We start from the raw sequence: 13,126 nt of genomic DNA, 5'->3' as shown, positions 1-13,126 counted from the left end.
TTAATTTCTGCTCAAAAGATATGCATCCACTAAAATACTATTTGCTAAATTCATAAACCAGCTAATTAAATAATTCACCATCTGCATTGAAGACTGGCCACTCACCTGATTTAGGTAACTTCACTGAGGACGGAGTATGTGCATCTGCGCATATTCGGAACAAAAGCATTTATCGCCCATTGACTCATTACTAATGGATGATGTTTTTTAATTCTTTATGATAGCCAACTACAGTTAATTTATCTGGGAGGATAATTTTATAGTTCACCCTTCATGTTTTGTCTTTGGAGACACCTCCTAAAACACTAACTCTTTTTTACTTACTTCTTCGGTACTCTCCTATACTAAGAACAATTAAAATAATAATTAAGCGTAAGTACGCTTCCGATAAAGATAACGCTTTCAAAATGTTTTGCACAAGAGTCTCTCTCTGGAGCATTCTCCTGCTGTATATGTAAATAGAGCCGCTCTCCCATACATAATGATTGGTAACCGCCTCCATTAATTCCATCCTACATTGACTGGCTATAATAATGAGTGGAATTACTGACAATGATGCCAATCATGATAAGAAATATATCACCATATTAGAAATAGCTACAATTGCCAATACATTATCTAAGCTCATGATTAAATCAGCAACAATTATAAGTACAATAGATTCCCACATGGAACTTCCTATTCTTATAATTTACTCCCCCTGTTTGTCCTCTAGTAGCTTATAGGCTACTATGAGTAAAAGAATGCCACCAATCAAATGAATGAAAGGTAATTTTAAGAGATATAGAACGATAAAAACAAAGAGCATTCGGACAATTGCTCTTAAAATCTCCCATATCACGGCAACCTTTTTTAAATGATCGGAAAGACGTCTGCTTGCCAACGTTATTACAACAGCATTATCACCACTTAGAATCAAGTTCGCTAACAATATTTTAATTATAGACTCAATTAATCCCATGATACTACTTTCTCTCTCGTTTTTATAAACGTGAGATTTTATTAATCTATGTGCTAGGAAATAGTATCAGACCTAAACAGTCAAAGCTATTATAATTTTTACAAAGGAACTGTTCAAAAACAAAGGCAGCACGAAGATTTTTGAATTCATATCATTAGCGAAGGCTTCAAATTTAAAAAGTATGCTTATCCTTTCCTTTTGTTAATAGTATGCTAATGTTAAATTATAACCCCTAAAGACAATCATCGTATCATATTTTTATTTACATATCCCCCGTAAATAAATTTATTATTTTCTTATGGTTTAGAAACTCCTCAGAACTATCGACATACTTTTCACCCTCAGCACTCAATAATACGTAGTTATCCAAAAACATATTTCGTTATTTATTACCCAGTTCTCAACACTTTCTATGCTATGGTTACTTAAATTCCTAAGTATTATTTCATACATAATAAGCAAGCCAATTACTTCATTATCAGCATGATCTAATCTATAGAAATAAAAACCTGGCATTCCAAAGATTCAAATACCAGGTAGTATAAATAATCATGCCACGTCTTTCTTCTCTACATTCTTTACCGTCTTCCAGCCGACGGCGTAAATTACGACTAAGCCTACAAAAATAACGATGATAAATAATAGATTAGATTGAATAAACTGAATCAAATTCCCTAGTATGATCCCAACTATGCCAAAATCAGCATCACCGAATGTCGTACCCTCAAATCCAAGTGTTCCTAATACAGGGAGTAATAATGCTGGAAGGAAGCTAATAATAAACCCGTTAGCCATTGCTCCAATAACAGCACCTCTACGTCCACCAGTAGCATTTCCAAACACCCCAGCGGCTGCCCCAGTAAAGAAATGTGGTACCAATCCTGGAACAATTACTTTCAAATCAAATAAAGGAAGAAGAAGCATACTCATTAATCCTGCAATAAAACTAAATAAAAAACCGATAATAACAGCGTTTCCAGCGAAAGGAAAGATAGCAGGACAATCTAAAGCCGGTTTGGCATTAGGAACAAATTTATCTGCCACTCCCTTAAAGGCCGGTACTATTTCTCCTAAAAGCATTCGAACACCAGCTAAAATAATATATACACCTGCAGCAAATGTTAACCCCTGTAAGAAAGCAAATACTAGAAAGTTTTGTCCGTTACTTAATTCCGATTCAATAAATGTAGGACCAGCACAAGCAGCTACGATAAAGAACAAAATCACCATCGTTAATGATACAGAAACGGAAGTATCACGAAGGAATCCAAGAGACTTAGGCACCTTTAATTCTTCTGTTGATTTCGAATTTTTCCCAATTAATTTACCAACTAACGCAGATACAACGTAACCCATTGATCCAAAATGACCTATCGCAAAATCATCTGAACCAGTAATTTTACGTGTGAATGGCTGCAGCATAGCTGGTGAAAGAACCATCAATGAACCTAATATAATTGATCCCACCACAATTAGGATTACACCTGTAAGTCCACCTGTTGTTAGGATTACACCAATCATACATGCCATAAACATCGTATGATGTCCAGTTAAAAAGATGTATTTATATGGTGTAAGTCGTGCTAATATAATATTTACTACCATACCGAACAACATAATCATTGCCGTTTCCGTTCCAAAACTTTGCTGAGCAACCGCCACTATTGCTTCATTATTTGGAATAACACCGTCTACGCTAAAAGCTTCATTAAACATACTAGAAAATTGCCCAAGTGCCAATACAATAACATTTGCTCCTGCATCTAAAATCACAAAGCCCATAATTGTTTTGAGTGTTCCAGAAACCACTTCGGCAACATTCTTTCTTTGAGCTATTAATCCGATTAAGGCAAATAACCCAACAAGGATTGCTGGTGTTCCTAGCACATCATTCATTATTAAATCAATCATTTATACGTCTCCCCCTTCTTTAAATGTATAGTAAAGTTAGATGTTTTGCTCAATCGCGTCTCGAAGTTCTCCTTTATCCATTAGATTTTTAAGCTTAATAACATTTTTCTTACCATCCTCTAAACTATTAACAATATCTTCTGACCCTAAGAACACATCGGCTTGTTCAGATTTTGCTGTAGCTAAATCTGTATGAGATACATCAGCCTCTTTACCAAGCTCCTTCAAGATTGCTTTCACGTTCATTTCAACAATCATGCTACTTCCTAACCCATTTCCACAAACAACTAGTATTTTTTTCATGTTATTTCCTCCTAAATAAGATTAATTTGGTTAATGATATTCTGTACATCTTGTATATTTTCTGATGCAATTAACTGCTGTACATTTTCTTCTACCGACAGAAGGTCTGTCAATTGAGAAAGCGCAGTTAAATGAGTTTCATTATCAATAGCTGCTAGCACAATGATTAACTGTGCACGGTGCTTTTCCTTTGCTGAAAAATATACTGGTTCCTTTAATCGCAAAAAGCTCATACCTAATCTCTCTACTCCAGTTTCTGGTCTTGCATGTGGCAGAGCTATGTTTGGTGCTAATACGATGTATGGGCCCATCTCCTTCACATTATCGATCATCTCCTTAACATAAGTTGGTTTAATTGCTCTTTGCAAAACTAAAGGCTCTGCTGCTACTTTAATAGCCTCTTGCCAATTAGACACATGATCTCTGAACTGTATCGTTTTCTCTGTTAACAACTCATTAAGCATTGGTTTTCGTATCTCCTTTACATGATGAGTTCGATCCTGCAGCATTTTTTTTAAAGTCTCTTGTAAGCCAATTGGATCTCTAATCGAAGCGAACCTCGCAATTATCTCCATAAATGCATTCGTTTCATCATGAGTTACGGTTTCTATGTTAAACATATCATTCACTTGCATTAAAATACGTTCCTTATCATGATTGGATAAAATCGGTGCTACATGAATAACTGGGATATCCTTCTCTTTAAGATAATTCGTTGAAAAAATAACATCTACCTGATGGTGTTGCTGATTAAATTCACGGATGGATTGAACAGCAACTACATCAAGTCCAACGATTAAGCTTTCCAGTTGGGTTTTTAGCATATTTGATGTCCCTATCCCATTTTCACATACAATAATAGCCCGATAATTTACATTCACCTGTTTTTTTTCTTTCTTTAACCATCCGCCAAAATGTAAAGAAATATATGCAATCTCATCCTCTGGTATCTGTTTGCCGACATAGTACTCCAAATGAACGATAACTTGCTTTGTAAAATGGTAAATTTCTTCATAATTTTTTCGAATGCTCTCTGTTAAATGATTGGAATATTTTACGTCATACTTCAAACGATAATATGTTGGTTTAATATGTGAAATAAGATTCCTCTCTAGACCATCTCGATCATCAAAAATGACACATGCATTATTTTGGAATTCTGATACCATACGATGAACCACACGTTGAAGACCACGTAATTCTCGTTCTGTATAATTTCGAAAATCATCATGATGGACCTTTAAGCCTAGTAAGCTCATTGTTAAAAAACATATTTCATCATCTGGGATTTCCAGTTGATATTTAGTAGTTAATCTATTAGATATGAACTGAGCTGCGTGAAAGTATACAGATTGACGTAATACATTCTTTTCTTCTATATCAATTGCTACAATTTGTTCTGCCTTTACTCGCTTCACTACTACCAATAACTGTATTAACAGCATTTCTACCATTTCATCTGTTAACGTTAAACCAAGTTCGCATTCCGCTTCATGAATGATAGCTAGAATAGCTTCCCTAGCATGGTCAGCTTGATGGTACAGCTTAGAAAACGGATTGAGAATTTGATAGATTTTTTTCTGAAATATATCTGATTCTTTCTGTAATAATGTATAGGATAAAATATGAGCAACTAGTCTCCTTTTCTGCTCTTCCGAACCGTCAACTTGATAGCCGATTGGTCTTGTATAATGCAGACGAAGATAATGCTTGGACAAATAAGCTTTAACATGCTTTATATCCTTTATTACAGAACTACGACTCATGTTAGTCATATCCATAAAGCCTCTCATAGTAGAAGGCTCATTATCAGTCAATAGCCTGATTGTAAGGAGTAACTTTCTTTCTTGCTCTGAAAATTGATATGCATAGTCATCCGTCACAATAATCCCTTGATAAATTAATTCTTTTCTAGTCTTATCTACTAAATAAACTCCTTTTCCATAGCAATTTTGGATTGGTTCTAAGCATTGCTCTGTCAGCCAATTATTAAGTTGGTCTAAATCGTAGTAAATGGTACGCTGAGAAACTCCCAATAATTCAGATAATCTTCTTGTGTGAATTGGTTTACATTCTTTCATAACTATAGATAATAAGTACGCGCGCCTTTTATCTAATACCATTTTGAAATACCTTTCTAGAAAGTAATTTTGCAAAAATAAAAAGCTGATTTATTTTTGCATCGCTTTACACCGTAATTATAACCCTATTATTACGTTTGTGTAAGAGGTTTCACAGACCATAAAATGTAAGATTATGATTTTGCAATAATAAACAGTAGAGCAACATCACAGACAGCCTATATCCATGAAAAAGCGAAGATAGTTCAAGTAATATCAACTATCTTCGCTTTATATAATCTTTCATTTATATAGGTCTTTTCAATAATATAACGACTGCTGTTTAACCTAGTATCATAGAATACTCTAAATTACATACAAATCGTACTTTATATTTCTGCTACTCCAAGCACCGTGTTTTGTTCACTTTCTATTATCATTAATTCAGCTCTTTCAATTTCTTTGGTTTAAAGCGATTTGGCTGGATTCATTTAATTTTACTACTGTATACGCATCGTCATCGGCTGCTGTGAAGATACTTCAACAGACAATTTCAAGGAAGCTCTTTTCCCCAGGACTTCAAAATCAAACATATACCAAAATACTTGGTTTACACAATAGAAATAAATACCCTGAAATGATTTGAAAAAGTACCTACACGCTTCATTTTATATGCATCGCTCCTATTATTTTTGCGATAAAAGCTGGGTTGCAGTTTGAACAGCAATCGCATCATCAATAAAGCCGATTGGAAATAGGTAATCAGGCACTAAGTCCATCGTTAAGATAAAATAGATTAACACACCACCCATTACAGCTAGTTCCTTTGCGTTCCCCTTACGTAATGTAAATTTCGTAAATATATCCTGAAGCTGTTGGATGTATGGTCCAACACCTGCTACCTTTTTCACTTTTTCTTTAAATTCCTTACGTATGATTTCTTCCCCTTCATCCGTTCTAGAGTATTGTTGATAAGAAGATAACCGTTGCTCTAACAAATCAAGGGTAAATTCCTCTTGATGGATATCCGATTTTTCTATAACTTTTTGCATTTGTCGTATCGTTTCATTAGCATCATCAGTTACATTCTTTTCGATTTCATAACCAGCAGCTCGCATCAAATTTACAATCGGAACGTCCAATACTTGAGCAAATACTTGTAAATGATTTAAGTTAGCACGTCGCTTTCCATTAACAATTCGCGATATCGTCGCTACATCGATGGAAGTCAATTTACTGAATTTACGCATAGATAATGATTTTTTATGCAAGAGTTCCTTTACTAAAGAACCTAACGTATCATTTTCATTTAGAGACATTGTCACTACTCCTCATCTATAAAACTCTTTTTTACTTTATACCTTCATTATAATTTTGTCAAAAACGTTGTATTTAAGTCAACATATTATGATGTGTTATTTATCAAAAATACAATCCATTTCTTAATAACACTTAATATAGTTCAATTACATTCTATCTCCAAGACATCTCCATCTATAAAGAATGTTGACAAAAAATCAACACATCTGTATATTGGAAAATAATTATATCATATTTAATTCCATATAAAGGGAGTAAGTTGTAAAAGAAGCTTTTAGTAATATCAACTATACTATCAAGAGAGGAAAGCATAAGTACGTTTTACTAGTACAATACAGATGATGAAGGTGAGAAATTTGGGTAAAGCAGCCAATAACCAAGTTAAAAGAAAAAAATTACGGAAGAAACGAAATCGAAAACTGATTTTATCGATAACATTATTAACTACAATGATCATTATTTACTGTGTATATCAATATAATCAGGGGTTATCAATGAATAAAGGAGTAGCCAATACGACTGTTGAGCCATTTGAAGGAGAGGAAGTACAATTTGGAGAAATAAAAGTACTTTTAATAGGAACCGATGCTCGAGGAGAAGAAAAAGGTAGATCCGATACATTGATGATTGGTTATTACAACCAGCATACACATCAAATAAAAATTGTATCCTTAATGCGTGATACATACGTTGAAATTCCTGGTTATGGAATGCAAAAATTAAATGCAGCTTACTCTTTCGGGGGTCCAGAGTTATTAAGAAAAACCATTAAACATAATTTTGATATTAATATTAACTACTATGCAACCGTCGATTTTAATGGTTTTCCTAAAATTATAGATTTAGTTGCACCTGATGGGATAAAAGTAAATATTGAAAAAGAAATGTCTAAAGGTATCGGCATGACACTGCATCCTGGCGAACAAATTTTGCATGGTGATCAATTATTAGGCTATGTTCGCTTTCGAAAAGATAGTCAAAATGACTTCGGTCGAGTAGAGCGTCAGCAAGAAGTATTGTCAAAATTAAAAGATCAAGCATTGAGGATCAATCAATTAGTTAAACTTCCAAAAATATTAGGAGCTACCAACGCTTATATAGATACGAATGTAAATACACAAATTTTATATTCGATAGGTAAAGGTTTACTTACACATTCCAACGAAGGAGTAGAAACCTTACGCATCCCTACCGAAAATTCTTATACAAATTTACATGTAGATGCTGGAGCGGTGTTAAACATCGATCTTGAAAAAAATAAGCAAGCTTTAAAAGCGTTTTTAGAAAGCGATTATAAATAAGTCCGAGCTAATTTACGATAATATAGACTAGACACGGGACTGTGTAAGTGAGAGAGCTACACAGTTCCGTTTTTAAAACGGGCTCTATCATCGCTCATCAAGAAAACACTCATTTTTCCGGGCACGACTTCAGCATCCATATTTTCAGAAAACCCTTTCATTTTTTACTCGTATTTTCCACCCCTTAGTAAATTGAATAGGACGTAACGACAAAAATTATTGTTGCTTAATACAGGAATATTCAACACTCAACCTTACCTAGGCTTGCTTCTTAATCTGTTTTACTATTCATACATAATCTATTAAGACAAAAAATAAATCATATGTAATCACTTACAATTTCGTTGATTGCAGATTCATTATATAATAGATCTGCGATTACTAAGTAAACGAATGTTCCAACCACTATAAACAGCATGAGTACAATAAGTATTAGAACGATATTTCCAATCACCTGTATCACCTTAGAATTCATCCATTTTTTCAACGGATCTTTCATCTTTTGAAACATTTCCACCCTCCCCTTTTAATTTTCCGTGCTAAAACAACTTTTTATACAAGTGTGGTACTCTACTTTCAAAAACAGGTATATCTTTTCTAACTTGAGGAACTGTTGATGCATCAATTTGTGTGCAGAATGAGTCCTCGGAATACCTTGAACCCTCCACTACTATTTCTCCCCAAGGATCGATTACCATCGACTTACCACAAAATAGAATATTATTATATTCTCCTACTCTGTTTGCAGAAACAACGTACATCTGATTTTCAATAGCTCTCGCCAATTGGAGGATTCTCCAATGAGCAGCCCTAGCCTCTGGCCACTCTGCAACGACATGAAGAATTTCGACTCCCTCAAGCGCTAAAGAACGAATGACCTCCGGAAAACGCAAGTCATAACATATAATTACACCCATCTTTACTCCTTCAAGTTCAAACACTGTTGGGGGCTTTTGACCACCTGTTAAGTACTTATGCTCATCTAGCATAGGAACTAAGTGGACCTTATTGTATTGATACACAACAACTCCATTACGATCAATAATGAAGGACGTATTATAGAAGCAATCATTCACTTTATTTGCAACTGAGCCCCCAATGATGTTTACATTTAGCGATAGCGCTAAGTTTTGTAAGAAACCTTTTGTTGGCTCACCACCTATATCTGCTTGTTCATCTAATGATGGTAGTGTATAAGCAGTTGTCCACATTTCTGGTAACACAACAACATCTGGTTTATTTTTAGCTACTTCTCTTTTCATCCACTCTTTTACTTTAGCTCGATTTTTGGACGGGTTACCAGGGACAATATCCATCTGATAGATAGCATATTTCAATATCATTCTTATCCCTCCAACATCGTTTTTTACTTCTAGCCCTTTATGCTTTTCACCACTATGTATCATACATCACAATTATCATAATTATCAATATTCAAATTATTGAAAAGCGAAAGCAGTTTCTATAAGACTACCTTCACTTAATTACATTCTATTGTGGCAGATATCGAAAAACGATTACCTAACTTAGTGATGGAACCAGCAAAGCGACTTACTACCCCTAATGCTACTACCCCTAATGCTGTATGGTTAATTCTCCCTTGCTTATAGTTGTCTCCATCTTCATGATAACACATAATCCTGCCGATAGATGACCACCCTATGTTCTAGTCTACTTGACATTTGTTCATTTACGATATGAACTACAAATGCTTTGGATTGTAAAATATTTCTAACATTATCCTTTTGTATTCTATCCTCTTTGCGCTGAAAAGATTGTGAAATGGTTGGAGGATGTTACGATACGATATTAAAAAAGCTGATGGTGCTCCATGAATAGTACTGTCTTCAGTCTCAAATGCCATCGATCGCGGTACCACACTACCAATTAAATGTATTGGATTCAAAGAAAGCACTCCTACGCTACCCCCTCCAAATTTATTATTATTGATCCAATTCCCTAATTTTAATAGGAAATAATGTTTTTTCTAATTTCCCACGATAAATCTCATATTGCTCTGGTAATTTTAATGCTGCCCCTAACGTCGCTAATGATTCATCATGGGAAAATCCAGGAGGGTCTGTAGCAATTTCAAATAATATATTACCATGTTCTTTAAAGTATATTGCGTTAAAATAATTTCGATCTTTAACTGCTGTTACACTATAACCACTCTCCCTAACATATGTTTGCCAATCTAATTGGTCGGCATCATTTTCAGCACGCCAAGCTATATGATGAACTGTTCCAACTCCCATTTGTCCACGCCCAGCAGATGTAGTTTTTAAATCAATCATATTTCCAATATCCCCAAAAGACCGAAAACGAATAAGGTCCTCTTCTTCCATTCGCTCTAATCCCATTATTTCTTCTAGTACCTGCGCTGTTTTTTCAGGTTGCGAAGAAAATAACGTTACTCCAGCAAAACCTTTAATTGCCGCTTCAGGAGTTATGTTACCAAAAGTCCAATTATTCCGGTCACCGTTTTCTCGCTCTACAAGCTCTAATTGTAGACCATGGGGGTCTTTAAAACGTAAATACGTTTCTCTAAAACGCTTTTCCATTGTGAACTGGATGCCAAAACCTCTAAATCGTTCCTGCCAAAAATCCATCGCCCCCAGTGGAATAGCATACGAGGTGACACCTACTTGACCATCACCAATTTTACCTGGAAAGGCATTGGTCCATGGAAAAAAAGTAATGATTGTTCCTGGCTTTCCCTCTTTATTTCCAAAGTAAAGATGATACGTACCCGGATCATCAAAGTTGATCGTTTTCTTCACAAGTCGCAACCCCAATATACTTGCATAAAAATCTACATTCTCCTGCGGATGGCCAACAATTGCTGAAATATGGTGAATTCCCGCTGTTCTTTTCACAACTATACACTTCCTTTGATGAATTATATTTAATTAAAGTATTATTAATTAAATATAATAATAGCGATTTATGCTTAGTTTGTCAACCTAACACTATATTATTCAAGTAATTGACTAGCTAAACATTTACAGGAATCAAATCCTATTATGTAATAGGCTCAATGAAGCGATAATTGGTCTGCTTAAAAGCACCGCAGCACAAGGTAAGGCAATTTAGAACTCCAAACTTAGTCACTTAACGGTTATACTGTATGGGCTGAGTGAAAATGCTATGGGTGAGAGGGGTATTCTTCTATATTTTAAATTCTTTATCACAAAAAAATGAAGAAACAGTAAAAAACGAACGATAATTATCATAAATTAATTATCGTTCGTTTTTTTGATTAAACTCATTCATTTAGCACCTGAAATAAGCGAGACTCCGGCGGGAACAGCACGAGTCCGAAGATCCACGTGGTAACGTGTTTTTCTTTACCAAGTTAGCTGAAGCCGTGCCCGCGGAAAGAGCGTATATTTTCACGGTGCGGCGATGATACTGATATTGATAACATGATTATTCGTATTTTGAGTAAAAAAGTTGTGTTTTGTCCCAGACTCTCCTAATACATGTACATTAAATTATTCAGCGGATCCTACATCAGCCCATTTGTATTCATATGTTGCTCCAAACGGATTCACAAAAACACCTTTTACTTTCGGAGAAACAAGCTGTGCTCTCGAAGCCTGATAAATCGGCGCAATAGCTGCGTCCTCAAAAAGGATTTTCTCAGCCTCTAAAAAGTTCTCATAACGAGCTACATTATCTGTAGCTAAGGAGGAAGTAGTTGCATTCACTAAGTTATCGTATTCTTCATTAGAATACCCCATCATATTATTGCCACTATCTGTTGTCCAAAGATTCATATACGTGAATGGATCAAGGAAATCTGGACCCCATCTAGAAACTTGAATTTCATAATTCATGCTTGTATCCAGATCAAGCCGCTGCTCTTTAGGTACTTGCTTTAACGTAACGTTAAGACCTGGTAAGTTTGTAGAAAGCTGATTAGCAATATACTCAACCATTAACTTTGTTGTTTCATCATCGTCTGTTAACAGTTCAAGTTCAACAGAATCTTTACCAATCTCTTCTAAACCTTTTTCCCATAATTTCTTCGCTTCTTCAATATCATACGTCACAAGGTCTCCATTAACTTCTCTGAAGTCTTCACCAGTTTCAGGCATTGGCGTGAAATCAGCTGGAACCAGACCATTAGCAACAATGGATCCATTATTTAAAATTTCGTCAACAAGCGCTTGTTTGTTGAATGCTTTACTGATTGCCTTTCGAATATTTACATTTGCAGTAGCATCCGTTGTCGTTTGATTAAATTTAATGAAGTAAACGAATGTATCAGGAGTAATGACATAATCATCATTTGTACTATATTGATCAACTAAATCTGAAGTTAGATCAACACGATCAATCTTTCCTGATTCATATAAATCAACAGACGTTTGAGGATCTTTTACCACTTCAAAGTTAATTTTATCCATTTTCACAGTATCGGCATCCCAATAATCTTCATTTTTTTCAAGCTCCCAAGAACTACTAGTACTTTTCCAATTCGCTATTTTATATGGTCCATTAGCTAAAAGTGTATCGGAACTAGTAGCAAAATTATCACCTTGCTCTTCAACAAACTTCTGGTTTAATGGCAAAAAGGTACCGAATGTTGTTAAAGATTCAAAGTATGCTGTAGGATTCTCTAGTTCTACTACTAGTGTATAATCTCCATCAGCTTTAACACCCAACTCTTCAATAGGCTTGTCTCCAGAACTAATTGCAGTTGCATTCTTTATGACACCATTCATCATATATGGACCATATTCTGATCCGGTTTCTGGATTAACAGCCCGCTGCCATGAATAAACAAAATCATGGGCAGTAACAGGGTCTCCATTTTCCCAAACTGTATCCTCTCGTAAAGTAAACGTCCAGGTAAGTCCATCGTCACTTACTTCATGGTCAGTTGCGATCCCTTCTACGGGTTGCGCATTCTCATCTAATCGATAAAGCCCCTCCGTCGTGGCTGCTAAATATATAAAAGATGATTCATCAGTTGCAAGTGAAGGGTCCATTGACGGGATTGCTTCGGGGTTAATAAAACTTAATACCTTTTCTCCTTCTTTTTCTTCATTCGTATCTGCTGTTGCCTCATCTGTTTCCCCTTCAGATGTCGATGCATCCTCACTCTCACCGGAGCAGGCAACAATTACGCTGATTAATAGACCAAATACAAGGAATAATATCCAGCTTCTTAGCCTCATAATAAAGCCCCCTTTTATTTTCCTAGTGATGCAGAAGCTAGTAAAACTTACTAAGAATTATACCTTTAACTTAAGAAAGTT

General features: G+C 35.2%; 10 protein-coding genes and 1 pseudogene. 1 reads left to right on the top strand and 10 read right to left on the bottom strand.

Going from position 1 to position 13,126, the window contains the following annotated elements:
* Window positions 1-562: 562 nt before the first annotated feature.
* The 5 genes and pseudogenes from D9782_RS12960 to D9782_RS12940 all read right to left on the bottom strand — a co-directional run bounded on the left by D9782_RS12960 (window position 563) and on the right by D9782_RS12940 (window position 6,554).
* Window positions 563-961: pseudogene (locus D9782_RS12960) on the bottom strand (hypothetical protein).
* 549 nt (window positions 962-1,510) lie between these two features.
* Window positions 1,511-2,872 carry a PTS ascorbate transporter subunit IIC gene (locus D9782_RS12955; protein ID WP_026681730.1) on the bottom strand — a complete coding sequence of 454 codons (1,362 nt, stop codon included), beginning with the start codon at window positions 2,870-2,872 and terminating at the stop codon, window positions 1,511-1,513.
* A 36-nt stretch (window positions 2,873-2,908) separates the two neighbouring features.
* Window positions 2,909-3,175, bottom strand: coding sequence for a PTS sugar transporter subunit IIB (locus D9782_RS12950; RefSeq protein WP_026681729.1), 267 nt, complete (start codon window positions 3,173-3,175; stop codon window positions 2,909-2,911).
* A gap of 11 nt (window positions 3,176-3,186) precedes the next feature.
* Entirely contained in the window at window positions 3,187-5,256 is a 2,070-nt protein-coding gene (locus D9782_RS12945; protein ID WP_162986394.1) for a BglG family transcription antiterminator, read from the bottom strand.
* Between the two features lie 665 nt (window positions 5,257-5,921).
* A complete protein-coding gene (locus D9782_RS12940; protein WP_026681727.1) occupies window positions 5,922-6,554 on the bottom strand; it encodes a DUF1232 domain-containing protein in 633 nt (210 codons plus the stop codon).
* Between the two features lie 342 nt (window positions 6,555-6,896).
* On the opposite strand from D9782_RS12940, the gene D9782_RS12935 reads away from it, so the two are divergent.
* On the top strand, window positions 6,897-7,856 hold the full coding sequence (locus D9782_RS12935; protein ID WP_121605881.1) for an LCP family protein: 960 nt from the start codon (window positions 6,897-6,899) through the stop codon (window positions 7,854-7,856).
* Window positions 7,857-8,175: 319 nt separating this feature from the next.
* On the opposite strand, the gene D9782_RS12930 is transcribed toward D9782_RS12935, so the two are convergent.
* The 5 genes from D9782_RS12930 to D9782_RS12910 form a co-directional block, all read right to left on the bottom strand.
* Entirely contained in the window at window positions 8,176-8,367 is a 192-nt protein-coding gene (locus tag D9782_RS12930) for a hypothetical protein (RefSeq protein WP_026681725.1), read from the bottom strand.
* A 28-nt stretch (window positions 8,368-8,395) separates the two neighbouring features.
* Window positions 8,396-9,199, bottom strand: coding sequence for a carbon-nitrogen family hydrolase (locus D9782_RS12925; protein WP_308035987.1), 804 nt, complete (start codon window positions 9,197-9,199; stop codon window positions 8,396-8,398).
* 137 nt (window positions 9,200-9,336) lie between these two features.
* Entirely contained in the window at window positions 9,337-9,492 is a 156-nt protein-coding gene (locus tag D9782_RS22935; protein ID WP_161629274.1) for a hypothetical protein, read from the bottom strand.
* 307 nt (window positions 9,493-9,799) lie between these two features.
* Window positions 9,800-10,735, bottom strand: a complete 936-nt coding sequence (locus D9782_RS12915) for a ring-cleaving dioxygenase (protein ID WP_121604951.1) — start codon at window positions 10,733-10,735, stop codon at window positions 9,800-9,802.
* Between the two features lie 618 nt (window positions 10,736-11,353).
* A complete protein-coding gene (locus tag D9782_RS12910; protein WP_121604950.1) occupies window positions 11,354-13,045 on the bottom strand; it encodes a peptide ABC transporter substrate-binding protein in 1,692 nt (563 codons plus the stop codon).
* Window positions 13,046-13,126: the final 81 nt, after the last annotated feature.

The organism is Virgibacillus sp. Bac332, from assembly GCF_003667785.1.
GTDB classification, from domain to species: domain Bacteria; phylum Bacillota; class Bacilli; order Bacillales; family Amphibacillaceae; genus Virgibacillus; species Virgibacillus salarius.
This window is presented reverse-complemented; position numbering and strand designations above follow the sequence as displayed.

Coding starts and splice junctions, on each gene's coding strand:
- D9782_RS12935 (WP_121605881.1), top strand. CDS start 6,897: ATGAAGGTGAGAAATTTGGGTAAAGCAGCCAATAACCAAGTTAAAAGA.
- D9782_RS12950 (WP_026681729.1), bottom strand. CDS start 3,175: ATGAAAAAAATACTAGTTGTTTGTGGAAATGGGTTAGGAAGTAGCATG.
- D9782_RS12955 (WP_026681730.1), bottom strand. CDS start 2,872: ATGATTGATTTAATAATGAATGATGTGCTAGGAACACCAGCAATCCTT.
- D9782_RS12945 (WP_162986394.1), bottom strand. CDS start 5,256: ATGAAAGAATGTAAACCAATTCACACAAGAAGATTATCTGAATTATTG.
- D9782_RS12925 (WP_308035987.1), bottom strand. CDS start 9,199: ATGATATTGAAATATGCTATCTATCAGATGGATATTGTCCCTGGTAAC.
- D9782_RS12930 (WP_026681725.1), bottom strand. CDS start 8,367: ATGTTTCAAAAGATGAAAGATCCGTTGAAAAAATGGATGAATTCTAAG.
- D9782_RS12910 (WP_121604950.1), bottom strand. CDS start 13,045: ATGAGGCTAAGAAGCTGGATATTATTCCTTGTATTTGGTCTATTAATC.
- D9782_RS12940 (WP_026681727.1), bottom strand. CDS start 6,554: ATGTCTCTAAATGAAAATGATACGTTAGGTTCTTTAGTAAAGGAACTC.
- D9782_RS22935 (WP_161629274.1), bottom strand. CDS start 9,492: ATGTGTTATCATGAAGATGGAGACAACTATAAGCAAGGGAGAATTAAC.